Source organism: Xenorhabdus sp. XBWT, from assembly GCF_059072735.1.
In genome coordinates this window covers 3,640,650-3,667,411 of record NZ_CM180990.1, presented here as the reverse complement: position 1 = coordinate 3,667,411, position 26,762 = coordinate 3,640,650, and the positions used below count along the sequence as shown (strand labels likewise).

The window sequence follows — 26,762 nt, the reverse complement described above, 5'->3', positions numbered from 1 at the left end:
AAATTATTTCTTACCTGGAAGCGGCAAGTCATTGCATTTTCATGTGCTCACTACAAAGGTTTTTACCCCAATTTAGTCCTAATAACCCCTGCTACAATCACAACACAAGCTAATAACCGCATCTTGCTAAACGGTTCCCGTAAGATAACGACAGACAATAACATCGCAAACAACACGCTGATTTCACGTAAGGCGGCAACCAAAACAATAGGAGCCTGACTCATTGCCCAAATAACAATGCCATAACTGGATAACTGCATCATTCCGCCCAATAACCCTTGTTGCCAATATTGGCGAAGCTCCCTGCCAGCACGATGCCAATATTTGCAATACATCATTACGCCCATGATCCAGCCATTAATCGCAAACAACCATAAAATATAGCTCAAGGTATTCTCGCTGGCACGGGAGCCTGCGCCATCGGTTAAGGTATAACCCGCGGTAAATACGGAGGTTGTGATGGCGGCAATCAATGTCTTGCGATCTAGTTGCCAGGATTTTTTCCCTTGTGGAAATGCAATTAACATAATCCCCACAACAATGAAGGCCACGCCCAACATGGCAAGCGGCGGTAACATTTCCCGCAAGATAAGCCAGCTCAATAAAGCCGTGATTAATGGCGCACAACCTCTGGCAATGGGATATACCTGCCCCAAGTCTCCTGTCGTATAAGAGCGGCTTAAAAACAGACAATAAGCCGTATGTAAGATCGCAGATAATATTAACCACGGCAGGGAGGACAATGTCGGCAATCCAACCCAAAATAGTCCTAATGTCGCAATCATGCCGGCAAAAAAGACAATAATCGAAATACCCAAGAACCGATCAACACTAATTTTTACTAAAGTATTCCAACTGGCATGCAATAGAGCTGCGCCGATAACAAACAAGAAAACCAAGGTTGTCATAGAGGATGTTACTCACATTGTTAGCATAGTTGATGGAAAAAACATCTTCTACTATTTAATACATTTTATCAATGATCCCAAAACTGTTATTTTCAGATTGAAATTATTCGATTTTATCTACAGTAATTGCACAGATAATCTGTTTTTTCCGATATCATAACTATCATAACATTAGCGACACCGATCAATTTCAAAGGTTACCTATTCATGACTGCAATTATTCGCCAATTCTTGAAATTGGAGGCAGCTGGTGGAATTTTTCTCATCATTGCGGCCCTTATTGCGCTGGTTATGGCAAATACGCCATTGCAGGGTATTTATCATCAATTTCTCAATCTTCCTGTTGCAGTTCAATTTGCTGCGTTGGAAATCAACAAACCGTTATTGCTATGGATAAATGATGGATTAATGGCAATATTCTTCCTGATTGTCGGTCTGGAAGTGAAGCGGGAACTCATGGAAGGTTCGCTTGCAGGTCGTGACAAAGCGATTTTTCCTGCCATTGCTGCACTTGGCGGAATGCTGGCTCCGGCACTGATCTATTTGCTGTTTAATGGCAGTGATGACATCACGCGACAAGGCTGGGCAATTCCCGCAGCAACGGATATCGCGTTTGCACTCGGGATCATGGCATTGTTGGGAAAACGAGTTCCCACAGCGTTAAAAGTATTTTTGCTTGCTCTGGCAATTATTGATGACTTAGGTGTTATCGTCATTATTGCTTTGTTCTATACCAAGAGCGTTTCTTTGGGAGCACTTGGACTCTCTGCGGCCATGATCGCACTTCTTGTCTGGATGAACTGGAAAGGAGTAGCTAAAACATCTAATTATCTGATTGTCGGTATTATTTTGTGGGTTTGCATCCTAAAATCTGGGGTTCATGCGACTCTGGCTGGCGTTATCGTTGGGTTTTTGATCCCTCTGCACGACAAAAAAGGGAATTCACCTTCAGAAGTTCTGGAACATGAACTTCATCCTTGGGTGGCGTATTTGATTCTGCCACTGTTTGCCTTTGCTAATGCGGGAGTCTCATTACAGGGCGTCACAATGGATGGTTTAACAAGCATGTTGCCTGTAGGCATTGCCCTTGGTCTGTTTATCGGCAAGCCATTGGGCATTTTCCTGTTTAGCTGGATTTCAGTCAAACTAGGCATTGCAAAATTACCGGAAAAAATTGGTATGGAGCAAATATTCGCCGTTTCTGTACTGTGTGGGATCGGTTTTACTATGTCTATCTTTATTTCTGGACTGGCATTTGAAGGTCTAAATGACGCTTTCAGTACTTATGCACGTTTAGGCATATTGATTGGCTCCACCACTGCTGCCGTCGTTGGTTATGGATTATTAAGCACACTGTTGCCAAAGAAAAAACGTAGCCAAAAGTAAATGTATAGATTAATTTAAACACAGATACATAAACAATTTCCGAACTAATTCACCCTTTTAATATTCGCGGTACAACATTAGCCATGGCTGCCGCGATTATTTTTTATCAATAGAAAATAGGAGAATGCCATGATCTGGCAGCCTGAAATGTATAGTCACGGCTGTCATATGCCCAATAAAGGGTATTAAAGAGGCATACACAAGGATAAATATATGCGGGTTTCACATTTAAACTTTAATCACCTCTATTATTTTTGGCATGTTTGCAAAGAAGGTTCTGTTGTGGGTGCAGCAGAGGCGCTATATCTGACGCCGCAGACCATTACTGGGCAGATCAAGGCACTGGAAGAACGTCTGGATGGAAAATTATTCAAGCGACAGGGAAGAGGTTTGGTACCTTCTGAACTGGGACAATTGATTTTCCGTTATGCGGATAAAATGTTTACGCTCAGTCAGGAAATGCTGGATATCGTTACTTACAGCCGAGAATCAAATCTACTGTTTGATGTTGGTGTCGCTGATGCTCTGTCCAAGCGTTTAGTCAGCAAAGTGCTGGAAACCGCTGTTGTGGAACATGAGAAAATTCACTTACGCTGTTTTGAATCAACACATGAAATGCTGCTTGAACAACTCAGTCAGCATAAACTGGACATGATCCTGTCAGATTGTCCGGTGGATTCTTCTCAGCAAGAAGGATTATTCTCAGTGAAGCTGGGTGAATGTAAAATCAGTTTTTACTGCCGTCAACCAATCCCAGAAAAACCGTTTCCAGAATGTTTGGAAGAGCGCCGTTTGCTGATCCCTGGTCGCCGCTCCATGCTGGGCAGAAAGCTACTGACATGGATACGCAATAAAAACCTTCAGGTTGAGGTACTGGGTGAATTTGATGATGCCGCACTGATGAAAGCATTTGGTATGTACCATAACGCTATTTTCATTGCGCCTTCCTTCTATGCCAATGATATTTTTGCTGATAGTGATATTGTCGAAATAGGCCGGCTGGATACTGTACAGGAAGAGTATTACGTCATTTTTGCAGAGCGTATGATCCAACATCCGGCAGTTCAGCGAGTATGCAATAAAGATTTCTCGACTTTATTTAGCTCACCTCCCAAAAGTAGTCCTGAAAGATTACGTTAGAACTAGAATATTAAGACCTTTAAATTAAAAAACCTGCAGATACAAAAAAACCGGCTTATAGCCGGTTTTTTTTAGCATAACCAAAACAAATAATTACATTGCTTTGATTTGTGCTGCCAGAGCAGATTTATGACGTGCTGCTTTATTTTTGTGGATCAGACCCTTGCAGGCGTGACGATCAACAATTGGTTGCATGTCATTGAATGCTTTCTGTGCAGTTTCTTTATCGCCAGCAGCGATAGCCGCGTATACTTTCTTGATAAAAGTACGCACCATAGAACGACGGCTTGCGTTGTGCTGACGGCGTTTCTCAGACTGTACGGCGCGTTTCTTAGCTGATTTGATATTAGCCAAGGTCCAACTCCCAAATATATTCTATCGAGGACAATTCAAAGGCCGAGGAATATGCCTGTTCAGCCTTCTTTTGTCAATGGATTTGTGCAAATAAGCGTCGTTGTACGGCGACGCTGGTTACGTTGTGATAGTGCAGGATTTTATCAGCTTACTGAGAGGGAATACAGTCCTTCGCAAGAAAAAAACAGAATGAATCTCAGAGAAATGAGATAAATTAAATATTTTTCGGGCATCTGGCCTATTTTTATTGTATGAATCAGGTTATTAATTAAAACCCTTTGTGATCGTGGGTTAACCTTGCGCTTTGTACAAGGTATAATCCGGCAATTTCCACGGTATTGAGCCAGCTATGGAGCTAATTCGCGGTATACACAATATCCAGTCGCGTCACCATGGTTGCGTGCTGACGATTGGTAATTTTGATGGTGTCCATCGAGGGCATCAGGCTTTATTAAAACACTTGAAGCAAGAAGGGCAGCGTCTCGGATTACCGACGATGGTCATGATTTTCGAACCGCAGCCTCTGGAAGTTTTTGCGGCAGATAAAGCACCAGCCCGCCTGACGAGGCTGAGAGATAAAATAAAATATCTGGCCCAAAATGGCGTTGATTATCTGTTATGCGTAAAATTTGACAAGTATTTTGCATCCAACTCACCGGAATCTTTTGTTTCAAAGTTGCTCGTTGAAAAACTGGGTGTTAAGTTTCTGGCAATAGGTGATGATTTCCGCTTTGGCAAGAATCGCCTCGGAGATTTCCATTATTTGCAGCAGGCAGGTAAACAATACAAGTTTGATGTCGCCAGCACAGATAGTTTTTGTGACAGTGGCCTTAGGATCAGCAGTACAGCCATTCGTCAGGCACTGCAAAGTAATGATCTGGCATTGGCTGAAACATTACTGGGACATCCTTACAGCATAAGTGGCAGAGTCGTTCATGGTAATAAATTGGGACGTACCATCGGGTTTCCCACAGCCAACCTGCCATTAAAACGTTTAGTGGCACCAGTTAAGGGCGTTTATGCTGTAGAAGTCCACGGATTGGGCGATACCCCTTTGCCGGGTGTTGCAAATATAGGCAATCGTCCTACAGTTGCCGGCCAAAGCCAGCAGCTTGAAGTGCATTTGATTGATACCCAAATGGATTTGTATGGGCATCATATTGATGTGGTATTACGTAAAAAATTGCGTGATGAACAGCGGTTTGCGTCGCTTGATGCGCTAAAACAGCAAATCGCAAATGATGTGGTTGCCGCAAGGGATTATCTCTTGCAGCGATCCGAGTCATATACCTGATACCCAATGAATTTCAAATTGCAGCCAACAAAATAAAGGCAGCAATATGAAAGACAAGGGATATAGCGGAAAATTGGAGCTGAGAATCAATAATGAGTGACTATAAAGACACCCTGAATTTACCGGAAACAGGGTTCCCCATGCGTGGGGATTTAGCCAAGCGCGAACCAGATATGTTGAAACGTTGGTACAAAGAAGGTTTGTATCAGGCAATCAGAAAAGCAAAATCTGGTAAGAAAACGTTTATTTTGCATGACGGCCCTCCTTATGCAAATGGCAATATTCATATTGGTCACTCAGTTAATAAAATTCTCAAAGATATTGTTATTAAATCCAAAGGATTATCAGGTTTTGATTCGCCTTATATTCCAGGTTGGGACTGCCATGGTTTGCCAATTGAGCTCAAGGTTGAGCAAATCATCGGTAAGCCAGGGGAAAAATTTTCCGCCGCTGAATTCCGGGCTGAGTGCCGTAAATATGCCATGACTCAGGTTGAAGCACAGAAAACGGACTTCAAACGTCTGGGCGTTCTGGGCGACTGGGATAAACCTTACCTGACTATGGATTTCAAAACTGAAGCAGACATCATTCGTGCATTGGGTCGTATCATCAAAAATGGTCATTTGCTGAAAGGCGTAAAACCTGTTCATTGGTGTACTGACTGCGGCTCTTCCCTCGCTGAAGCCGAAGTGGAATACTACGATAAGACCTCCCCTTCCATTGATGTCAGTTTCCCTGCCGTTGATGCTGATGCCGTATACGCCAAATTTGGTGTAAAACCACAAGGTCTGCCAGTTTCTCTGGTTATCTGGACAACCACGCCGTGGACATTGCCAGCAAACCGTGCAATTTCATTAAATTCCGAAATCACCTACCAATTAGTTAAAATTGATAACGAATGCCTGATTCTGGCGGCTGAACTGGTCGAACAGGTTATGCAACGGGCAGGTATTACTTCATGGGAAGTTGTCAGCGATTGTACAGGTGCTGATCTGGAACTGATGCGCTTTAAGCACCCATTTATGGACTACGATGTTCCTGCTATCCTCGGTGATCACGTTACACTGGAAGCAGGTACCGGTGCAGTGCATACCGCTGGCGGCCATGGCCCTGATGACTATTCCATCAGCCTGAAATATGATCTTGAAATCGCTAATCCGGTTGGCCCGAATGGTTGCTATATTTCTGGCACATATCCGTCACTGGATGGCATGTTTGTTTTCAAAGCGAACGATATCATCGTTGAACTGCTGAAAGAAAAAGGCGCCCTACTGAGCCTGAAAAAAATTCAGCACAGCTACCCTTGCTGCTGGCGCCATAAAAAGCCGATCATCTTCCGTGCAACACCACAATGGTTTATCAGCATGGATCAGAACGGTCTGCGTACCCAGTCAATGAAAGAAATCAAAGGTGTACAGTGGATTCCGGGCTGGGGGCAAGCACGTATTGAATCAATGGTCGAAAACCGTCCGGACTGGTGTATCTCTCGTCAGCGTACATGGGGTGTACCGATGTCCCTGTTCGTTCATAAAGAGACACAAGAACCACATCCGCGCACTGTTGAATTGATCGAAGAAGTTGCCAAACGGATTGAAGTGGATGGTATTCAGGCATGGTGGGATCTGGACGCAGCAGAACTATTGGGTGATGAAGCAGCCGATTACACTAAAGCCCCAGATACGCTGGATGTCTGGTTTGATTCAGGAAGTACCCACTCCTCCGTTGTGGATGCGCGTCCAGAATTCAACGGCAAGTCCGCTGACCTTTATATGGAAGGTTCTGACCAGCACCGTGGCTGGTTCATGTCCTCACTGATGCTGTCTACTGCTATCAAAGGCAAAGCACCTTATCGTCAAGTGCTGACTCATGGATTCACCGTTGATGAGCAAGGACGCAAAATGTCCAAATCCATCGGTAATACCGTCAGCCCACAAGATGTAATGAACAAACTGGGTGCGGATATCCTGCGCTTATGGGTAGCATCTACTGATTATACTGGTGAGATCGCGGTTTCTGATGAAATACTGAAACGTTCCGCTGATGCTTACCGCCGTATCCGCAACACCTCTCGCTTCCTGCTGGCAAACCTGAATGGCTTCAATCCGGAGCAACACATGGTGAAAACAGAAGAGATGGTTGTTCTGGATCGCTGGGCAGTAGGCCGTGCTCAAGCAGCACAGGCTGATATCCTCAAATACTATGATGAATATGATTTCCACTCTGTGGTTCAGCGTTTGATGCAGTTCTGCTCCGTGGAAATGGGTTCATTCTATTTGGATATCATCAAAGATCGCCAGTACACCGCGAAAGGTGATAGCCTTGCCCGCCGTAGCTGTCAGACCGCATTATTCCATATTGCAGAAGCACTGGTTCGCTGGATGGCACCAATCCTCTCCTTCACTGCTGACGAAATCTGGAATGAATTGCCGGGCGAACGTGCTCAATATGTCTTTACCGAAGAGTGGTATGAAGGGCTGTTTGGTCTGGCTGACGGCGAAGATATGAACGATGCTTTCTGGGCAGATCTGTTGGCAGTACGTGGTGAAGTCAACAAAGTTCTGGAACAGGCTCGTGCTGATAAACATATCCGCAGTTCACTGGAAGCGGCTATCACACTCTATGCAGATGAAGCGCTGGCAGAAAAACTCAACAAACTGTCCGACGAATTGCGTTTTGTACTACTGACTTCTCAAGCTGAAGTTGCTGCTTACACTACAGCCGGAGACACCGCACAACAAAGCGAACTGGCTGGTCTAAAAGTAGCTTTCCGCAAAGCTGTCGGTGAGAAATGCCCACGTTGCTGGCACTATGCTACAAATGTGGGAGTGGTGGCGGAACATGCAGAACTTTGTGGCCGCTGTGTGACTAACGTTGCCGGCAACGGTGAAGAGCGTAAATTTGCCTGATGAATAAACCCATTTGCTCCACTGGACTCCGCTGGCTTTGGCTGGTTGTTGTGGTATTGATATTGGATTTGGGAAGCAAACACTTCGTGTTGCAGTATTTCTCGTTGTATGAATCTATCCCGTTGATACCTTCTTTCAATCTGATGTATGCCCAGAATTTTGGCGCGGCTTTCAGCTTTCTGGCAGACAAAGGTGGCTGGCAACGCTGGTTCTTTGCTTTGGTGGCAATATCCATCACCGTTGTGCTTCTGGTGATGATGTATCGTTCCAGTGCTAAGCAAAAACTGAGCAATATCGCCTACGCCTTAGTGATTGGTGGGGCATTGGGGAATTTGTTTGATCGTCTGGTACATGGCTTTGTTATCGATTTCATCGATTTTTATGTTGGGGAATGGCACTGGCCTACTTTTAATATCGCCGATTCTGCAATCTGTATCGGGGCTGCTCTCATTATCATCGAGAGCTTTATCAGCCCAGATGACAAAAAATCAGTATCGAAAACTTAGCCATTGAAGAAAACATAGTCATTGAAGAAAACATAGTCATTGAAAAAAATATAGTCATTGAAAATGATAATAAATCAGCTCCGGTTAATAAAATTGGGGCTGGTAATTTCATCTATACCCAATGGATTTCAAGATGCAGCGCGACGGCAAGGGAATGAATCCCAGGAGCATAGCTAACTATGTGACTGGGATGAGTGAGCGCAGCCAACAAAGCTGCAACTTGAAAGACGACGGGTATATACCCAATGTTGGTATACTTGCAATCATTTACAGTAGAAGGTTTGAGCAACATGTCAATGCAGGTGCAAATGCACAGTGCGGTTTTATTACACTTCACATTAAAGCTGGATGATGGCTCAACGGCAGACTCGACTTACAGTCAAGGCAAGCCAGCATTATTCCGTCTTGGTGATGGTAGCCTCTCTGCCCCTCTGGAACAGCAGCTTCTTGGTCTGAAAGTTGGTGATAAACATCAATTCACGCTGGCGGGGGAAACCGTTTTCGGTAAACACAACCCTGACTTAGTACAGTACTTCACTCCACGTGATTTTGCTGACTCCGGTATCCCGGAAGCAGGAACCATTATGTTATTTACAGCCATGAACGGCAGTGAAATGCCGGGATTTATCAAAGAAGTGGCTGAAGGTTCTATTACTGTTGATTTTAATCATCCACTGGCTGAACAAAACATCACTTTTGAAATTGAAGTGTTGGAAATTGACCCTCAGTGGGAGGAAACCCATGCAAATATTGCTGGCTAACCCTCGTGGTTTTTGTGCTGGTGTTGATCGTGCCATCAGCATTGTAGAACGGGCGCTGGAACTATACGGTGCCCCGATTTATGTTCGCCATGAAGTCGTACATAACCGTTATGTCGTCGATAATCTAAGAAAGCGTGGGGCTATCTTCATTGAAGAAATTTCAGAAGTGCCTGATGGTGCCATTCTGATTTTCTCTGCACACGGCGTTTCTCAGGCTATTCGCGCAGAAGCCCGCTCCCGTGAGCTCACCATGCTGTTTGATGCGACCTGTCCGTTGGTAACTAAAGTTCATATGGAAGTTGCAAGGGCGAGCCGCAAAGGTAAAGAAGCGATTCTAATTGGACATGCAGGTCACCCGGAAGTGGAAGGCACCATGGGCCAATACAATAACCCTGAAGGTGGCATGTATCTGGTGGAATCACCGGAAGATGTGTGGAAACTGCAAGTCAAAGATGAAAATAACCTCTGCTTTATGACACAAACCACGCTTTCTGTTGACGACACTTCAGAAGTGATTGATGCACTCAATGCCCGTTTCCCGAATATTGTCGGCCCACGCAAAGATGACATCTGTTATGCCACAACCAATCGTCAGGAAGCAGTGCGTGATTTGGCTGATGGCGCTGATGTGGTTTTAGTCGTTGGATCCAAAAATTCATCAAACTCAAATCGCTTGGCCGAACTTGCACAACGTATGGGAAAACCTGCTTATTTGATTGATTCTGCCGATGATATACAAGAAGAGTGGGTCAAAGGTGTGAGTGCAGTCGGTGTCACAGCGGGCGCATCTGCGCCTGATATTTTGGTGCAACAAGTGGTTGATCGCCTGAAAATTCTTGGCGCAGAAACAGTTAACGAACTAAGTGGCCGTGAAGAAAATATTGTCTTCGAAGTACCAAAAGAATTGCGTGTTGAAGTGAAAGAAGTAAATTAACACTGGATTCGCTTGAGGGCAATAATTTCAGCATATGTAAACTCCAACTCGGCTTTTTCGAGTTGGAAATTTTCGGTTGATAGTTACAGTTGTCAGTAATCGATTCCGATATAATTTTCCGACAAAAAGCCGTTTCAAATAAAGTAATACCTAAAAGATGTTCATGCGAATTGCCAGAGGCAGAAGAATAGATAGGCAAGAATAACTAATTTCCCAATAGATTTTGAAATAACTCCGTCAATGAAATATCAAATAGGTCTATCATAATAATCTAATCTACTAATGATAGACCTAACGATTTATCCATTAGATACAAACCCTTATTAATAATAAATTATTGTTGTTAATAAATTAACGTTAATTATTTCTTACAATACTAATTAATGATGTTTTATTTAATTAAGTCTATATTTTAAATCACTAATCTCTACTAATTCAGCCTGATTTATCATTGTTAATACATAATCCAAACAATTATGAAAACCCCAAAATTCGGTGTAATCATAAATACCTTCTTCCGCTAATTTTTCAGCATTAGCTTCCCTTAATGCCGCATAATTATACCAGTCTTTCACACTACTTACTCGATGATGCCAGTCATGGCATACGAGTGACCCTTGTACTACCAGCATTCTAATAGGCAGATGATAGAATAAGTGTGCGATAGACCAAACTACCCACTGAGACCAATATTTTAAGGCAAAACTCTTGGGGCAAGGTGAACCACAGAAACGACCTAGAGAATTATTGATATGACTATCACGAATAGTTTCTTTTTCTTTACGTAATAGCCAGACATGCTCTGTTATTAAATGTAATAATGATGCTATTTGGTAAACTATGACATAAGGAACAACGATCATGAGAAGAAAAGAAACGATACCTAAATACCAAATTAGATAACCTAATACCATGAGTTGAATGATTGTCATAATAAATCTATATTTTGGAACGCCTACTAAATTTGATTTAATTCTACCGATAAAATATGACAAATGAAAATATGGGCTAAGTAAAGTTAAAAGTAAATTCAGATAAAGCCGGTTTTTAGACTTTCCAGGGATAAAGCCTAATTTATATATTGCAGCGAGATCTTTATCCTCTATTGTTGAAAAATCTTTGCCATGATGCTCATAGATATGAAATTTACGATATGAATCATAAGGTTGGGTAATCAATATTGTTGAAAAAATTTCACATAGTATTTTATTACCTGTTTGAATTGATAGTAAATTGCCATGTACACCTTGATGAATAATTGTGGCAACAACATATCTAGCACCTGAAGCAGAAAATAAAACACCTATGGCATAGATAACAATAGTAAAAAACAGTGACATTTCGCTGGTAAGCGACCAGTGGATAAGTAATGTACCAACAACAATCCAGCTAAGTGACCAGAAAATCATTTCAATAGAACTTGATTTCCATAATGGCTTCCTATCAGGAATATCTTTTCCCGTCAGCCAAGTCCATGCGCCTTGAAAAGGTAAGATTCTATAAGTATTTCGAATATCAGTAGACTCCTTATAAACTTCGTTTCCTGTTTTCATAATTCTCTCCTATCTATAAGATAACGGATAAAATATAAAACGCGATCAGACTAACAATAACGCAAACAACAATATTACGAATAAAAAAAGCAAATATAGTCGTCAGCAACGCTCCCCATAGATACGGATTATTGGGTAACTCTCTTAATTCTCCATGTTCCATTAATATAATGGGGCCACATATTGCAATAAGTAAGCACGGTGCGGAATATTTAAGTGACTCATTTAATATTCTTGGTAACTTTATTGGCATTTTAGGTTCTAAAAAAATATATCTATTTTAAAAAATAATACCGGCTAAAGTAAAAATCAATGTCCAGCTCATTATTTATTCCTTCGCCAATCTAGCAATAAATACAGAAAAGAACATGCCACTCACACCTGCAATAATAATTGCCCCCTCAACATGTAAGTAAGATAACAACATAGATAAAAACAAAGAAAAACAAACCCCTAAAATCACGCTAAGCTTTTTAATCATAGGTACAACAATAGTGATAAAAGTAGCAACAATAGAAAAATCCAGATGATATTTTGCAAGATCAGGGATAGAGGAAGCCATAAAAATCCCCAACAAACTAAACAGATTCCAACACAAATAAAAACATAAACCAGCACCAATCATATAACCGGGCGTTAAAGTCTGTTTATTTTTCTGGGCACTACTAAGGGCAAACAACTCGTCTGTTAGTAAAAAGCCGATTGGTAACCGATAACGAGCTTTTAACACCGAAACATATTCACGCAATGTCAAGCCATATAGAAAATGCTGAGCTGTAATAAAGAAGACAGAAATAATAATGGTAAATATACTCGCACCTGATGACAATAACCCCAAAGCCACTAACTGTGCCGCCCCTGCAAATAAAATAGCTGACATACTAATACTTTGACCTAAAGTCAGGCCAGATTGTACAGCAACAGAACCCACCAATATCCCCCAAGGGATAACTGATAAGCAAAGCGGCAACATATTATACATGCCTGACCAAAATCCCCTCCAGGGAGAAGCTTTCGACTGAATATCAATATTCGAATCGGAGAATGATTTTTCCATAACGTAATCTACATCAATAAGTTGAAAGCTAGTCATTAGAAAATCAGCTTACAAATAGTTAAAGCCGGAATATTGAATAAAATTGCGATTAAATAATTTGTTAATGCACTGATAAAATTATTTAGAGAGAAAATGTTTTAAAGAAGTTAATAAGATTTTTGCAAGGAACGTACAAACATACCGGGAGTAATACCCATTGCATTTTTAAAATGGCGGTTAAAATGGCTTTGATCTGAAAAACCACAGTGGATGGCAACATTCAATATGGAATTACCTTCAATCAATAACCTTCGCGCCATGCGTAAACGAGCTAAGATCAGGTAAACATGTGGGGTTACTCCTATGATTTTCTTGAATTGCCGCAAAAAATGCCATGGACTCAATTGTGCCATTTCCGCTAATTGATTGAGAGATATATCATTTTCTGCATAAGCATTAATATATTCTTTGATCACGAATATCTGTTTTTCTGCATCCGATAATTCCGGCCCAGTAATATATGTCTGACCATATCGCATGATTAACCAGGCAAGTGAAGAAAGCAGCATAGTTTCTTTGAGCAAAGTATTGCCATTCTGAACCAAGAGATTAAACGTCATACGCAACTGCTCGGATAAACCGGGATCGTGTACAACAGCAGAAGGAAACCAAGGGATTGAGCCACTTGAGTATTTAAAATCCCGTGACAACGAACGCAGTAATTCAGGTGATGGGTATATTGCCTGATATGACCATCCCGTTTGTACAGCAGAAGATCCTGTATGGATTTCATCTGCGTTGATCAGAATAATATCGCCTTTAGGTGCAATATACTCTATTCCTGTACGGTGGAAACGCTGGGCTCCTTCTTCTATAACACCGATACAAAAAGCTTCGTGCACATGGCGGGAAAACACTTTATTATGGTATTTTGCCCTAAGCATCTCCAATCCATTAAATTCTTTCAGATGAAAGAAATGGGTACTTTCTTTTATATTTTCCTGCTTAGCCATAAATAATCACCTATAGCCTTCGTCTTTCAGATCACCGCTCAAAATCCATTGGGTATAATTATAAATTGAAACCTATTCTTATACTGAAAGGAACTTGACAAAACAGTTACCTATTTTTGTATAAAATTGCTACTCAAATTGAAGTAAATGTGTTTTATAATTTATTGTCAAACTCTGAAATTTAACGATACATATAATAATATTGCACTATCAAATCTGATATACCCGTCATCTTTCAAGTTGCTGCTTTGTTGGTTGCGTTCACTCACTCTGGTCACATAGTTAGAACACTTAGCTGTTTAGTCCTTTTTATAATTTCCTGCCTGATCCCTGTTTTTCTAATTGTCTGACTATAAGACTGGTGCAGCCATCTCCTGACAGTTAAGCTGTAAAGCAATTTTCTTTGTTACCTCAGTTAAAAACGATTTACAGAGAGGGCCTTATGGCTGATACAGATATTCGCATTGCTATTGTCGGCGCGAGTGGGCGCATGGGACGCAATCTTATTCAGGCTGTCCAGCAATTGGATGGCGTTACACTTGGTGCAGCATTGGAACGTCCCGGTTCTTCATTGGTGGGAACTGATGCCGGAGAACTGGCGGGTATCGGTAAAAACGGGATAATTATCAATGATGACTTACACCATGTTATCGAACATTTTGATGTATTGATCGATTTTACCCGTCCAGAAGGTACATTAACTTATCTCGCTATTTGCCGACAATACCGCAAATCAATGGTCATTGGTACGACAGGTTTTGATGAGGCCGGCAAACAGGCTATTGAAGACGCTTCCCGTGAAATTTCCATTGTTTTTGCCGCGAATTTTAGTGTCGGGGTCAATCTGGTACTAAAATTACTGGAAAAAGCTGCCACCGTGATGGGAGAGTATACTGATATTGAAATCATTGAAGCCCACCATCGCCATAAAGTTGATGCACCATCAGGAACCGCCCTTGCAATGGGTGAGTCCATCGCTAATGCGCTGGGCCGTGATCTCAAAACCTGTGCAGTCTATGCCCGCGAAGGCCATACCGGGGAACGTGATCCGAAAAGCATCGGATTTGCCACCATACGAGCCGGAGATATTGTTGGAGAACATACAGCGATCTTTGCAGATATTGGTGAGCGCATAGAAATTAGCCACAGGGCTTCCAGCCGAATGACCTTTGCTAATGGAGCTGTTAAGGCTTCAATGTGGTTAACGGATAGAAATAATGGGCTTTATAATATGAAAGATGTTCTAAAGCTTGATGATATTTGATAAATAAAATATATAAGCCATTGTAAATGCAGTTAATTAAAACAATAAAACTGCAATTAAATGGCTTAGGAGTGATTTTATTTAAAAATCAAAGTTAATGCCTTTTTCTATAGGGGCGGGGTGTCTTTTTGTTGACTTATTTTCGATAAGTTAGAAAAAAAGCACATTTTTTTAATTTTAAAATTTTCTTTCATATTAATCGATTATTTATGCCTACTTTCCTTATTCTTTTCAGCTGCATTTGCTTGATTTGGGACTGAGCGCTATAAAAAAGTCAATGAAAATGCCATTTTTTGTAGACAATTCCACCTCTCATCATTAGAATGCGCGCAATTTGCCAAAATTTTAACAAAAATCACGATTAATATTGATTTTAAACATTAATCATGAATTAATATGCAATATGTACGACTGATTATTCATTCTGGAGGGCGTTTTGATTAAGTCAGCTATATTGGTTCTGGAAGATGGAACCCAATTTCACGGTCGCGCCATCGGTGCAGAAGGTGTGGCTGTTGGAGAAGTGGTCTTCAATACCTCAATGACCGGATATCAAGAAATACTTACCGACCCTTCCTATTCCCGCCAAATTGTTACTCTTACTTATCCCCATATTGGTAATGTCGGCATCAATGCTGCTGATGAAGAATCTCCCACCATCCAAGCCCAAGGCCTCGTTATTCGTGATTTACCTTTAGTGGCCAGCAACTTCCGCAGTGAAGAAAACCTGTCTGATTATCTGAAACGTCACAATATTGTTGCCATCGCTGATATCGATACACGCAAGCTGACCCGCTTGTTAAGAGAAAAAGGCACGCAGAATGGCTGTATCATCGCAGGTAATGAAGCAGGTGCCCAAGTTGAAGTTGCATTGGAAAAAGCAAAATCATTCCCGGGCTTGAAGGGCATGGATCTCGCGAAAGAAGTCACAGTGGCGCAAGCTTACCAGTGGATACAGGAAAGCTGGACATTGACAGATGGGCTGCCGGAAGCTCGCAAAGAACAAGAACTGCCTTACCATATTGTAGCCTATGATTTTGGTGTTAAACGTAACATCCTGCGTATGCTGGTAGATCGTGGCTGCCGCGTTACCGTTGTACCGGCAAAAACTTCCGCAGATGAAGTACTGAAAATGGCGCCAGATGGCATTTTCCTGTCCAACGGCCCTGGTGACCCAGAACCATGTGACTATGCCATAGAAGCAATCAAAACCTTCCTGACTACCGACATTCCTGTATTTGGTATCTGCCTGGGCCATCAATTGTTGGCACTGGCCAGTGGCGCAAAAACCGTGAAAATGAAATTTGGTCATCACGGTGGTAACCATCCGGTTAAAGATCTGGATCGCAATGTTGTGATGATCACCGCACAGAACCACGGTTTCGCGGTTGATGAAGGCTCACTGCCAGCCAACCTGCGCGTAACGCATAAATCACTCTTCGACGGCACATTGCAAGGCATTCATCGCACCGACAAACCTGCATTCAGTTTTCAGGGGCACCCTGAAGCCAGCCCAGGCCCACATGAAACTGCCTCATTGTTCGATCACTTTATCGAATTAATTGAACAATATTGCCAGACCAACGCCCAGAACACTAAATAATCAGGAGAAGAAAAAAATGGCAAAACGTACTGATATTAAAAGTATCCTGATTTTAGGCGCTGGCCCGATTGTTATCGGTCAGGCTTGTGAATTTGACTACTCCGGTGCACAGGCCTGTAAGGCCCTGCGCGAAGAAGGCTATCGTGTCATTCTGGTGAACTCGAACCCAGCAACTATCATGACCGACCCTGAAATGGCAGATGCAACTTACATCGAGCCAATTCACTGGGAAGTCGTGCGCAAAATCATTGAAAAAGAACGCCCGGATGCAATCCTGCCAACCATGGGTGGGCAAACTGCCCTGAATTGCGCATTGGAGCTGGAACGTCAGGGCGTGCTGACCGAATTCGGCGTGACCATGATTGGTGCCACTGCTGATGCGATTGATAAAGCAGAAGATCGCCAGCGTTTTGACAAGGCCATGAAAAAAATTGGTCTGGATACTGCCCGTTCTGGTATCGCACATACGATGGAAGAAGCATTGGCGGTGGCCGAAGATGTTGGTTTCCCTTGTATCATCCGCCCTTCTTTTACCATGGGCGGAACAGGTGGCGGTATCGCTTACAACCGTGAAGAATTTGAAGAAATCTGCGAACGCGGTTTAGATCTCTCCCCAACTAATGAACTGCTGATCGATGAATCCCTGATTGGTTGGAAAGAGTATGAAATGGAAGTGGTGCGAGATAAAAATGATAACTGCATCATCATCTGCTCCATTGAAAACTTCGACCCGATGGGTATTCATACCGGTGACTCCATCACTGTCGCACCTGCACAAACGCTGACTGATAAAGAATATCAGGTTATGCGTAATGCTTCTATGGCGGTATTGCGTGAAATCGGCGTTGAAACCGGTGGTTCAAACGTACAGTTTTCGGTGAACCCGAAAAATGGCCGCCTGATTGTCATTGAGATGAACCCACGTGTATCTCGTTCATCCGCGCTGGCTTCCAAAGCCACGGGTTTCCCAATTGCGAAAATTGCAGCAAAACTGGCGGTCGGCTATACCCTTGATGAATTGATGAATGACATCACAGGCGGACGTACCCCGGCGTCTTTTGAACCATCCATCGACTATGTTGTGACGAAAATTCCTCGCTTCAACTTCGAAAAATTCGCGGGCAGCAATGATCGTCTGACCACTCAGATGAAATCTGTCGGTGAAGTGATGGCAATTGGTCGTACTTTCCAGGAGTCCTTGCAGAAAGCGCTGCGTGGTCTGGAAGTCGGGGCGACCGGATTCGATCCGAAAGTCAATTTGGATGATCCACAGTCACTGACCAAAATCCGCAGTGAACTGAAAAGTGCAGGAGCTGAGCGTATTTGGTATGTTGCTGATGCTTTCCGTGCGGGAATGTCCGTTGATGGTATCTTCAATCTGACGAATATCGATCGCTGGTTTCTGGTGCAAATTGAAGAGTTGATTCGTCTGGAAGAACAAGTTGCAGAGCAAGGCGTAAACGGCCTGACTTTTGATTTCCTGCGCCACCTCAAGCGCAAAGGTTTTGCCGATGCACATTTGGCAAAACTCGTGGGAATTTCTGGTAAAGAAATCCGCAAGCTGCGTCATGATTACAAGCTGTACCCTGTTTATAAGCGTGTTGATACCTGTGCGGCAGAATTCGCCACCGATACTGCTTACATGTATTCCACATACGAAGATGAATGTGAAGCGAACCCGAATAACGACAAGCCCAAAATCATGGTATTGGGCGGTGGTCCTAACCGTATCGGGCAAGGCATTGAATTCGATTACTGCTGTGTACATGCTTCGCTGGCTCTGCGTCAAGATGGTTATGAAACCATCATGGTGAACTGTAATCCAGAAACTGTTTCAACAGATTATGATACTTCCAACCGTCTTTACTTTGAGCCTGTCACACTGGAAGACGTACTGGAAATCGTGCGTGTTGAACAACCAAAAGGCGTTATCGTTCAGTATGGCGGGCAGACTCCGCTGAAACTGGCACGTGAGCTGGAAGCGGCGGGTGTACCCATTATCGGCACCAGCCCTGATGCGATTGATCGTGCAGAAGATCGTGAACGTTTCCAACAAGCTGTTAACCGTCTTGGCCTGAAACAGCCGGCTAACGCGACGGTCAGCACTATCGAACAAGCGGTTGAAAAAGGTAATGCAATTGGCTATCCGCTGGTTGTTCGCCCATCTTATGTATTGGGTGGACGCGCGATGGAAATCGTGTATGACGAATCTGACTTGCGCCGTTACTTCCAGACTGCGGTAAGTGTATCCAACGATGCACCGGTTCTGCTGGATCGCTTCCTTGATGATGCCGTTGAAGTAGACGTTGATGCTATCTGTGACGGTGAACGCGTTCTGATCGGCGGCATCATGGAACATATTGAGCAAGCGGGTGTCCACTCCGGTGATTCTGCCTGTTCTCTGCCAGCTTATACTTTAAGCAGAGAAATTCAGGATGTTATGCGTCAGCAAGTTGAAAAACTGGCTTTTGAACTGCGTGTCCGTGGTTTAATGAACGTCCAATTTGCGGTGAAAGATAACGAAGTCTACCTGATTGAAGTGAATCCACGTGCGGCACGTACTGTACCATTCGTATCCAAAGCAACGGGGCTGCCGCTGGCAAAAGTGGCTGCACGCGTGATGGCAGGCCAATCTCTGCTTCAACAGGGCGCAACTAAGGAAATCATTCCACCTTATTACTCCGTGAAAGAAGTTGTATTGCCATTCAATAAATTCCCGGGGGTTGACCCGATTCTGGGACCAGAAATGCGTTCTACAGGTGAAGTAATGGGTGTTGGTCGTACCTTTGCCGAAGCTTTCTCAAAAGCAATGCTGGGCAGTAACTCTACCATGAGCAAACAGGGCCGTGCATTGCTGTCTGTTCGCGAGGAAGATAAAGGACGCATCGTCGATTTAGCGGCTAAGTTACTTAAACAAGGCTTTGAGCTGGATGCGACTCACGGTACAGCGATTGTATTAGGTGAAGCGGGAATCAACCCACGCCTGGTGAATAAAGTTTACGAAGGGCGTCCACATATTCAGGACAGAATCAAAAACGGTGAATATGACTATATCGTCAATACCACCGCCGGTCGTCAGGCGATTGAAGATTCAAAACTGCTGCGTCGCAGTGCACTACAATATAAAGTGCATTATGACACAACGCTGAATGGGGGTTTTGCAACAACTATGGCACTGAGTGCAGATCCTACTGAGCGGGTTATTTCTGTACAGGAAATGCATGCCAAGATTGTGAAATAAATTGAACAGATAAAATACCCTCTGTTTTAACGGTATTTCCCTGAAAAAACGGCTTCCTCAAAGTTGGAAATCCAACGAGTAAGGAAGCCGTTTCATTTTATATCCAAAGGATTTCGAGTTGCAGCTTAAAAGGCGAAGAGGAGATGTTTTGCTTATTAATGATGCTTAACATTGAACTATGTGAATAATCAGCGACAATAATAATAGGTATCTTTGATAATCATCAGGAGTCAAATACTGTGTCAAACATTATATTGAAACGTAAATATTTAACCCACTCGGAAATTGAAACCTTGCTCAAAGAGTTGGAGAAACATCCTCATTCTGATCGTAATACCTGCATGATATTCATGGGTTTTATTCATGGATTCCGGGTGTCAGAGTTGCTCGGATTAACACTTTCCGATGTGGATCTAGAAGGGAAAAAGCTACGTATACAACGCCTGAAAAATGGTTTTTCCACAATTCACCCAATGGTAGCCCGAGAAATTCAACTCATACGAAAATGGCTTTCCCTGCGCCAACGCTATAAAAATAGTGATCAGAGTGAGTGGCTATTCTTGTCGAGAACAGGAACACGTATGTCACGTCAGCAATTTTACAAAATCATTCGACAAACGAGTTTAAAAGCTGATTTAGCAGTTTGCGCGAATCCGCACATGCTGAGGCATTCTTGTGGCTACGCATTGGCAGACAATGGAGTGGATACTCGTTTGATTCAAGACTATTTAGGCCACCGCAATATTCGTCACACTGTCCGCTATACCGCGAGTAATGCGGGTCGTTTTGAGACGATATGGCAAGAAAAAGGAAAACGAAAATTGTCTACAATTAGTACCAAACTGTTAACCAATAAATTATTCCATTTTTTCGCCTCCATTAACCTTCTCTCTATTCGAAAAAATCAATATAACTGTTTGATTAATCCTTAAAAAAAACCTCTCCTACCGGAACACCATATCCTGTTTTTTCCTCATCATAGTTTTTTCCTTTTACCATTCGGTTAAGAATAAATTTAAATTGTGCGACATCGAAAGTTATATAAATCAAACCCATTAATTATGTTGGGATAATTAACTAATATAATATCAAAATTAAGGTTAATCATCTTGAGTTAACAGTTTGGTACTAAATGTTAACCATTTGACGCGTTATTATCTTATGTTTCCTAATAGATATTTAATGAAAAAGCCATTCCTTTTCAGGAATGGCTTGGATTGCTGCTATATTAATCTTCTTTTCTGTTCGATATCAATATATGTCTGGTGCAATCTATGTTGGATACAATATATCTTAGATACTATAAACCTAATATTGTTTCCGCTACACAGGAATATTGATTATTCATTTGAACTTTAGGGGGTGTAAAGCAATCCTCTAAAAACCAGTCGGCAGGGGTATTCAAAGCAATGGAAATAGAGACCAGATGTTCCAGACTAATTTTATTGGTTCCGCGTTCATAACGTGACAATTGCTGATGGCTCACTCCAATTTTGTCTGCCAGCTCTGCTGCTGTCACTCCAATTTCTTTTCTTTTCATTTGGATTCTTTTTCCTACCAGCATACTGACGTGCATAATATTTTACTCTCAGTTTAATTATAACTTAATAAAATGATTGCAGTTCCTTCATACTTACCTGCTTTGGGTTGTGAAAGCGCATGTAGCTTTGATGTCAGCGTAAAATTCTGTGCGACATAACCTTTTCTTGTAAAAATACGTGCACCTTTTAATCCTTCTTTATCATTAATCTGTAATGTGGAATAAAGTTGTTGTTCGGAATCCAAATATATTTTTGCTTGTCTATTTTTTGACATACCTATTACTTCGATCTCACCGGTAAGCTTACAGCGGACTTGTCCAGTAACCGAACGAGTTGCATTATCGACTTCTGGGGCTGTTAACTCCCCATATGCAATTTCAGAAGGGACACTTATTTCACAGACCTGTTTGTGTGGGGGTAATTTGCCGCAAGTTGAACCAGGATACTGCCTGGCATCACCAAAGCCGGGAAATGTCCTGTTAGCATAAAACAGCCCTACACATTTAGAATTCAGGGGCATAATCGGAAATCTTGTTTTGAAAGGTAAAGCAAACTTCTTTTTATAAGCTCTCATTACATCAGCAGTTGTCTGATATAGATGCGCATTTTTCAAACATGAATCGGTATCCTTACAAGCCCCCTGCATACCAGGGTTATTATCCTGATACTGTACATCAGGTCCGACATAACATTGGCTCCACCCATAACAAGGATTAGGAATACCTTCTTCCTCTGTCCAAGCAATTATTTCCATGGTCGCGTAAGTTCGACCCCTTTCTTCCTCAATACTAATCGGCATAACATAAGCCCCACCATAAACCTGTGTGGTACTTAATAAAAACAACAAGGCTACTAGTTTCAACAACGATTTTTTAATATGGCACATAACTTATTTTCCAAATGGCATCAAATTCTGGCTAAATATCGTAGATGAAAAACCAGTCAGCATGACTAGTCGTAATTAACTTCAAAAGTTGCAATTGCAGTAAATTCACCAATACCAATCTTTTTACTTTGAATAGCATTAGGTTCAGCTTGTACAAATGCCCGGAGTGGAATTACATTATTTTTACTATTGGCTAATAACTGGAATTCACTGGTTTTATTAAACGGTATTGGCGTACCATCAGTTTTTTCCATTCCAATCGCTAAGCCAGCCAAACTAAATGCTAATAAACCCGGTAATTCTTTGCTTGTCTCACCTAAAAATTTAATTTTGAGTCTATTTGTAATGCGGGGATCACAATCCTCTAAACGCAAATTAAATTGCCGGCTGTCTGTACGGTGTTTCAGATAAAGATCACTGTTAAGAATATTCCCAAAATCTACTTCCATATTTTGATCTTCTGTCTTAATAGAACATGTAGGAGCGAGTACAGTGAGCGTAATCCTGACATTTTGGCGCAGGTTATCGTTTGCATATGCGCTATGCTGGCTAGCAATGCCTAAAAGAAACAGTACCGACAATACATATCTGGATAGTTTGATACTTAACGAACTCATTTCATTTACCCGACTTTATCCAACCACTTACCCAAAGAAGGCTTATACGGCCCGGTTAGTTCTGGCTTAATGTCCTATCAACTTTTCAATTGATAAGACATCACCAAGACAACCCAATCAGCTTTCATCAGTCACAACTTTTTTCACCACGCAATTATTGCCACTACAATTGAATGTTAACTGTGGACGTCCACCATAATCATTGATATAAGTCAGGACTGGTGAATTACCTAATGCATTAATTGTTCCTCCAAGCTTTTCATTGCTTCTGGGGGCCAACATTAAAGGCTGGAATCCCTCGACACTATTTCCATTCACTTTGTTCGATGCTTCTGAAATAGTGACGTAATAAGGTGTTGGGTTATTCACCACATATTGATTTCCTTCACGGATTAAAGTGAGTTTTTCCTGCCATGGATTATCAATATCAATACGACGTGCAATCACGGTTTCTGGGCGGTAGAACAACTTAATCCGTGTTTGTAAAGCAATTTGCAATACATTCGCTTTCTCACTGCGTGGCGGAATTTCGCGAACGTTAAAATAAAATAGACTTTCTCTGTCTTGTGGTAATTGAGCTATCGCTGGCAGTGTCTGTATTTTGACTTGACTCTTTTCTCCAGCTTCAACACGCTGTACTGGTGGAACAACCACAAGCGGGCCATTGATCTTATTTCCCTGCTCATCTTCAATCCATGCCTGTGCCAAATAAGGCAAATCAAGATGCTGGTTCTCAATGTTCAGACTGACTGATTTCATCTCCCCATTAAAAATCACGCGAGTACGATCCAACGCTAGTGCTGCCATTGCCTGATTAATTGACATCAAGCCCGTTACCGTTATGGCAGTTATCATTAGAATTTTTTTCAGTTTCATAGTGTCATTTGCTCATACTAAAAAGAGGCTCATATTTATATTGCTGAACCAGCTAATAACCGTACTTTTCATTTTAAACAATTATAATACTCTATTTAATAACGATTTTTTTGATCAAATCATTACATTTTACTTACTATCATCCATTAAAAACTGGCAAGGTAATAAAAGTGAAGATAAAGATTCTGCTGAAATTTCATCTGGCACCGTTATCTCACATTGAGCACTTCCATCCCAATGTATTGTCAGTTTTTCACCCTGATTCATTCCACTCAGGTAAGCAAATCCATCATCACTTAGAATCCCGATTTCCCGTTGGGCTGCATTCATGACAGATGCCCCAAAAGGAGGGAATGAACCATCGGGCAGACGAATAACTGTCATCGCTTTAATGCCTGACATCACCTGAAATTTGCGATAACCAATCGCGCCTTCTGTCAGAGTTGCCTGCTGCACAGAACGCAGTGCTTCCACATCATCCGGCAGGTTATCTAAGTCAATATGTGCCTTATTGCGATAATAGTGGTTCACATCTGTCAGCACTGCTTTTCCAAAGTGATTGGTATGAACCGCTGAACCGAATCCCCGGATAGGAACACTGCTGACACCTTCCGTATCCACCATCAGACGAGTCGCACCAGGCATATTGGTGCGATGTAGGGCAGCACCTTTTGCTGTTACAGTTATTCCACCTTGTAGACCAAGTGCCGCGGCAGTATTGCCACCATCCTGATAACTGGCACTAGCTGTCAGTAATGCTTTATCGCCATAATGGGTGTAATATCCATCGGCTGATGCCCTGCCGCCAATAGTTGTCCCCGCTGAAATGCGATAGTTATTGCGATCATCAATGCGATCAAAATACCCCACTGTATGCGCGTTGCCCTGACGATTAACCATCCCGTTATAACTGAGAGTAGCGCTTTCTCCCCATGGAATGGAAAGGCTCAGGTACATGCCGTCATCTTTTTTATTATCAAAATTGTTGCGGTAGGCTGATAAGTTGACGTTGATGTTTTTATACCGCCCAATATCCAGATATTTGGATAGAGAGATGTTATAGCGATCGTTCGTTGGTCGGTTCCAGTAGGTTTGATGGCTATAGTTAAAATGGGCGCTAAGACCGATATCAGGGAATTGTTTATTGAAAATAATGGTATACAGTTCTTTTCCACTGTCAGAGGAAATATTGCGATAGCGGCGATCGATATACTGCCCCATGCTCATGAAATCACGTTCAGAAAAACGATATCCGGCAAATGTCACTTGACTGTTGTATTCATCAAAACGTTTCGAATAACTGAGACGATAAGAGCCACCTGTGAAGGTTTTATTTTCCCCCGATAGTTTTGCCCTTGATTCCGTCATGTCAAATGATAGTGCACCAAACATCATCAAGTCACGGCCGATCCCCAATGACAAGGCGTTATAATCTCCCGCCGCCAAAAGACCACCATACAGTGACCAGCCGTTGTTAATACCCCATGAGAATTCGCCCAGACCAAATGCAGGTCCTTCCCGGCGATGTTTATCATCGGTAGATTGCCCACCAATAAATTTATATTGCACTCGTCCAGGACGTGTCAGATAAGGAATGGTCGCTGTGTTGACCTGAAATTGCTGTACACCCCCGTCTTGCTCTTCGACCCTGACATCCAGTGTTCCTGACACTGCATCTCTGAGATCCTGAATACGGAATGGACCGGAAGCAACCTGAGTTTCATAGATAACTCTTCCCTGCTGGCTGATCGTCACCTTAGCATTGGTTCTGGCAACACCGGTAACTTCAGGAGCATAGCCACGCAAATTCGGTGGTAACATATTTTCATCAGTCACTAGACTGACGCCGGTATAGCGGAAGCTATCGAAAATATTAGAGTTGAGGTAATCCTCTCCCAATGTTAATTTCGCGTCCAAACGTGGAATTGCACGATACACGTAGTAACGATTCCAATCCCAATCACGTTCTCTGTCACCAGAATTCCCTAATTTACTATCTTTGGATTTGAAGCGGTTATATCTGGCCTGCCAATCAGCCCGAAAGCGCCACGCCCCAGCGTTCATACCCGCGATTCCGTTAGCACTGATCTGCTGGTTGTTTCTGCCCTGAGCTGGTTTGGATGTTTGTGCGTTTAAATTGTAGTCAAACAACAAACCAGAAATCCCTTCATCCCAGCGTGAAGGAGGGTCCCAGTCCGGTAAGTCATATTCCAGATAGATTTTAGGAACAACTAAATACAGTGTATAAGTAGCCAGTTCACCTCTGGCTGATATACCTGGCAATGTATTGATATCAAGGCATTTTCCATCATTCTGCCATCCCAGTTTTTCTATCCATTCCCGCTTCAAAGTTATTTGCTTAACTAATTCAGGGGATAAACAGGCTTCACTAGCTTGTGGATCATCATCTGGCGCAATGAAATCAATAGAATACGTATCAGGAAATTCATTATTATTCATCCGGACAGCCATAATATAATTACCCGGCATGATATAACCTGCACGTGCAAATTTCTCCAAATCAATACTGGAGAGTTCATTGATATCCAGCGCGCCTGTATTAAATTCAATCGATGGCTTAGAATAAGCCACTTGAATACCAGATAGCACAAACAGTAAAAAAGCAGAAAGAGGTTTAACTTCGAATGTTGAATGCCTTTTTTTTATTTTATTAATTATCTTTTTTTTATTAGTCACTTTATTTTTATTAAAGAAATTTTTTCTCTCACTGTTTGTTTTTCTATTAATGAATGAAAAACCATGATTCATAGAACCTGAAAACAAAGCCATAGCATCCTCTGAACAATGAATCGTTAATAATCCAGTTTTAATTTATCCGCTATCTGATACTGCCGAGTTTATAAGCGTTAAGGTTTATCACCTAATGCATGGCATCATTAAAGTTCATCGATCTAAATTGAGGACTCTGATCGATATTGGGGT

Annotated in this window: 22 protein-coding genes; 11 read left to right on the top strand and 11 right to left on the bottom strand. The window is 42.2% G+C overall.

The genetic code is table 11. The features are described 5' to 3' along the window. Positions 1–62: 62 nt before the first annotated feature. Entirely contained in the window at positions 63–908 is an 846-nt protein-coding gene (locus AC5JQI_RS16005) for a DMT family transporter (RefSeq protein ID WP_493912876.1), read from the bottom strand. 207 nt (positions 909–1,115) lie between these two features. On the opposite strand from AC5JQI_RS16005, the gene nhaA reads away from it, so the two are divergent. Further along, entirely contained in the window at positions 1,116–2,294 is a 1,179-nt protein-coding gene (gene nhaA, locus AC5JQI_RS16000) for a Na+/H+ antiporter NhaA (protein WP_493912875.1), read from the top strand. Between the two features lie 213 nt (positions 2,295–2,507). After that, complete coding sequence (gene nhaR, locus AC5JQI_RS15995; protein ID WP_237385344.1) at positions 2,508–3,434, top strand: transcriptional activator NhaR; 927 nt, start codon at positions 2,508–2,510, stop codon at positions 3,432–3,434. Positions 3,435–3,527: 93 nt separating this feature from the next. Here nhaR and rpsT read toward each other — a convergent pair whose 3' ends face one another. After that, positions 3,528–3,788 carry a 30S ribosomal protein S20 gene (rpsT, locus tag AC5JQI_RS15990; RefSeq protein ID WP_237385345.1) on the bottom strand — a complete coding sequence of 87 codons (261 nt, stop codon included), beginning with the start codon at positions 3,786–3,788 and terminating at the stop codon, positions 3,528–3,530. Between the two features lie 349 nt (positions 3,789–4,137). Here rpsT and ribF point away from each other — a divergent pair, with 349 nt between their 5' ends. From ribF to ispH, 5 genes are all read left to right on the top strand, one after another. Next, entirely contained in the window at positions 4,138–5,082 is a 945-nt protein-coding gene (ribF, locus tag AC5JQI_RS15985; RefSeq protein WP_493912874.1) for a bifunctional riboflavin kinase/FAD synthetase, read from the top strand. Between the two features lie 92 nt (positions 5,083–5,174). Next, positions 5,175–7,988, top strand: coding sequence for an isoleucine--tRNA ligase (gene ileS / locus AC5JQI_RS15980; protein WP_493912873.1), 2,814 nt, complete (start codon positions 5,175–5,177; stop codon positions 7,986–7,988). Continuing rightward, on the top strand, positions 7,988–8,494 hold the full coding sequence (gene lspA, locus AC5JQI_RS15975) for a signal peptidase II (RefSeq protein WP_237385348.1): 507 nt from the start codon (positions 7,988–7,990) through the stop codon (positions 8,492–8,494). The genes ileS and lspA overlap by 1 nt, the downstream gene beginning before the upstream one ends. 290 nt (positions 8,495–8,784) lie before the next feature. Next, positions 8,785–9,255 carry an FKBP-type peptidyl-prolyl cis-trans isomerase gene (gene fkpB, locus AC5JQI_RS15970; protein WP_237385349.1) on the top strand — a complete coding sequence of 157 codons (471 nt, stop codon included), beginning with the start codon at positions 8,785–8,787 and terminating at the stop codon, positions 9,253–9,255. Then, positions 9,236–10,189, top strand: a complete 954-nt coding sequence (gene ispH / locus AC5JQI_RS15965) for a 4-hydroxy-3-methylbut-2-enyl diphosphate reductase (RefSeq protein ID WP_493912872.1) — start codon at positions 9,236–9,238, stop codon at positions 10,187–10,189. The genes fkpB and ispH overlap by 20 nt, the downstream gene beginning before the upstream one ends. A gap of 395 nt (positions 10,190–10,584) precedes the next feature. Here the strand turns inward: ispH and AC5JQI_RS15960 are convergent, their stop codons facing one another. The 4 genes from AC5JQI_RS15960 to AC5JQI_RS15945 all read right to left on the bottom strand — a co-directional run bounded on the left by AC5JQI_RS15960 (position 10,585) and on the right by AC5JQI_RS15945 (position 13,791). Continuing rightward, the gene (locus AC5JQI_RS15960) at positions 10,585–11,742 is read right to left on the bottom strand and encodes a hypothetical protein (RefSeq protein ID WP_493912871.1); all 1,158 of its coding nucleotides are present in this window, start codon (positions 11,740–11,742) and stop codon (positions 10,585–10,587) included. 13 nt (positions 11,743–11,755) lie between these two features. Next, the gene (locus AC5JQI_RS15955; RefSeq protein ID WP_493914715.1) at positions 11,756–12,013 is read right to left on the bottom strand and encodes an AzlD domain-containing protein; all 258 of its coding nucleotides are present in this window, start codon (positions 12,011–12,013) and stop codon (positions 11,756–11,758) included. A gap of 57 nt (positions 12,014–12,070) precedes the next feature. Continuing rightward, positions 12,071–12,724, bottom strand: a complete 654-nt coding sequence (locus tag AC5JQI_RS15950) for an AzlC family ABC transporter permease (RefSeq protein ID WP_493914714.1) — start codon at positions 12,722–12,724, stop codon at positions 12,071–12,073. Between the two features lie 221 nt (positions 12,725–12,945). Next, complete coding sequence (locus tag AC5JQI_RS15945; protein ID WP_493912870.1) at positions 12,946–13,791, bottom strand: AraC family transcriptional regulator; 846 nt, start codon at positions 13,789–13,791, stop codon at positions 12,946–12,948. A 442-nt stretch (positions 13,792–14,233) separates the two neighbouring features. Between AC5JQI_RS15945 and dapB the strand changes: the two genes are divergently transcribed. The 4 genes from dapB (at position 14,234) to AC5JQI_RS15925 (ending at position 20,831) form a co-directional block, all read left to right on the top strand. Continuing rightward, positions 14,234–15,055, top strand: coding sequence for a 4-hydroxy-tetrahydrodipicolinate reductase (gene dapB, locus AC5JQI_RS15940; protein WP_493912869.1), 822 nt, complete (start codon positions 14,234–14,236; stop codon positions 15,053–15,055). 436 nt (positions 15,056–15,491) lie between these two features. Next, entirely contained in the window at positions 15,492–16,658 is a 1,167-nt protein-coding gene (gene carA / locus AC5JQI_RS15935) for a glutamine-hydrolyzing carbamoyl-phosphate synthase small subunit (protein ID WP_493912868.1), read from the top strand. A 16-nt stretch (positions 16,659–16,674) separates the two neighbouring features. After that, positions 16,675–19,899, top strand: a complete 3,225-nt coding sequence (gene carB / locus AC5JQI_RS15930) for a carbamoyl-phosphate synthase large subunit (protein WP_493912867.1) — start codon at positions 16,675–16,677, stop codon at positions 19,897–19,899. A gap of 254 nt (positions 19,900–20,153) precedes the next feature. Then, positions 20,154–20,831 carry a tyrosine-type DNA invertase gene (locus AC5JQI_RS15925; protein ID WP_493914713.1) on the top strand — a complete coding sequence of 226 codons (678 nt, stop codon included), beginning with the start codon at positions 20,154–20,156 and terminating at the stop codon, positions 20,829–20,831. A 368-nt stretch (positions 20,832–21,199) separates the two neighbouring features. Here the strand turns inward: AC5JQI_RS15925 and AC5JQI_RS15920 are convergent, their stop codons facing one another. The 5 genes from AC5JQI_RS15920 to AC5JQI_RS15900 all read right to left on the bottom strand — a co-directional run bounded on the left by AC5JQI_RS15920 (position 21,200) and on the right by AC5JQI_RS15900 (position 26,651). Continuing rightward, positions 21,200–21,463 carry a helix-turn-helix domain-containing protein gene (locus AC5JQI_RS15920; protein WP_493914712.1) on the bottom strand — a complete coding sequence of 88 codons (264 nt, stop codon included), beginning with the start codon at positions 21,461–21,463 and terminating at the stop codon, positions 21,200–21,202. Positions 21,464–21,492: 29 nt separating this feature from the next. After that, positions 21,493–22,326, bottom strand: coding sequence for an MrpH family fimbial adhesin (locus AC5JQI_RS15915; protein WP_493912866.1), 834 nt, complete (start codon positions 22,324–22,326; stop codon positions 21,493–21,495). Positions 22,327–22,391: 65 nt separating this feature from the next. Continuing rightward, positions 22,392–22,943, bottom strand: a complete 552-nt coding sequence (locus tag AC5JQI_RS15910) for a fimbrial protein (RefSeq protein ID WP_493912865.1) — start codon at positions 22,941–22,943, stop codon at positions 22,392–22,394. A 117-nt stretch (positions 22,944–23,060) separates the two neighbouring features. Further along, positions 23,061–23,819: a fimbria/pilus periplasmic chaperone gene (locus AC5JQI_RS15905; protein ID WP_493912864.1), complete on the bottom strand. Its 759-nt coding sequence runs from the start codon at positions 23,817–23,819 to the stop codon at positions 23,061–23,063. Between the two features lie 129 nt (positions 23,820–23,948). After that, positions 23,949–26,651: an outer membrane usher protein gene (locus AC5JQI_RS15900; protein WP_493914711.1), complete on the bottom strand. Its 2,703-nt coding sequence runs from the start codon at positions 26,649–26,651 to the stop codon at positions 23,949–23,951. Positions 26,652–26,762 lie beyond the last annotated feature (111 nt).

Excerpts from the sequence above, each read along its gene's own strand:
- AC5JQI_RS16005 (WP_493912876.1), bottom strand. The coding sequence starts at position 908 with ATGACAACCTTGGTTTTCTTGTTTGTTATCGGCGCAGCTCTATTGCAT.
- nhaA (WP_493912875.1), top strand. The coding sequence starts at position 1,116 with ATGACTGCAATTATTCGCCAATTCTTGAAATTGGAGGCAGCTGGTGGA.
- nhaR (WP_237385344.1), top strand. The coding sequence starts at position 2,508 with ATGCGGGTTTCACATTTAAACTTTAATCACCTCTATTATTTTTGGCAT.
- ribF (WP_493912874.1), top strand. The coding sequence starts at position 4,138 with ATGGAGCTAATTCGCGGTATACACAATATCCAGTCGCGTCACCATGGT.
- ileS (WP_493912873.1), top strand. The coding sequence starts at position 5,175 with ATGAGTGACTATAAAGACACCCTGAATTTACCGGAAACAGGGTTCCCC.
- lspA (WP_237385348.1), top strand. The coding sequence starts at position 7,988 with ATGAATAAACCCATTTGCTCCACTGGACTCCGCTGGCTTTGGCTGGTT.
- fkpB (WP_237385349.1), top strand. The coding sequence starts at position 8,785 with ATGTCAATGCAGGTGCAAATGCACAGTGCGGTTTTATTACACTTCACA.
- ispH (WP_493912872.1), top strand. The coding sequence starts at position 9,236 with ATGCAAATATTGCTGGCTAACCCTCGTGGTTTTTGTGCTGGTGTTGAT.
- AC5JQI_RS15960 (WP_493912871.1), bottom strand. The coding sequence starts at position 11,742 with ATGAAAACAGGAAACGAAGTTTATAAGGAGTCTACTGATATTCGAAAT.
- AC5JQI_RS15950 (WP_493914714.1), bottom strand. The coding sequence starts at position 12,724 with ATGTATAATATGTTGCCGCTTTGCTTATCAGTTATCCCTTGGGGGATA.
- AC5JQI_RS15945 (WP_493912870.1), bottom strand. The coding sequence starts at position 13,791 with ATGGCTAAGCAGGAAAATATAAAAGAAAGTACCCATTTCTTTCATCTG.
- dapB (WP_493912869.1), top strand. The coding sequence starts at position 14,234 with ATGGCTGATACAGATATTCGCATTGCTATTGTCGGCGCGAGTGGGCGC.
- carB (WP_493912867.1), top strand. The coding sequence starts at position 16,675 with ATGGCAAAACGTACTGATATTAAAAGTATCCTGATTTTAGGCGCTGGC.
- AC5JQI_RS15920 (WP_493914712.1), bottom strand. The coding sequence starts at position 21,463 with ATGCTGGTAGGAAAAAGAATCCAAATGAAAAGAAAAGAAATTGGAGTG.
- AC5JQI_RS15915 (WP_493912866.1), bottom strand. The coding sequence starts at position 22,326 with ATGTGCCATATTAAAAAATCGTTGTTGAAACTAGTAGCCTTGTTGTTT.
- AC5JQI_RS15910 (WP_493912865.1), bottom strand. The coding sequence starts at position 22,943 with ATGAGTTCGTTAAGTATCAAACTATCCAGATATGTATTGTCGGTACTG.
- AC5JQI_RS15905 (WP_493912864.1), bottom strand. The coding sequence starts at position 23,819 with ATGAAACTGAAAAAAATTCTAATGATAACTGCCATAACGGTAACGGGC.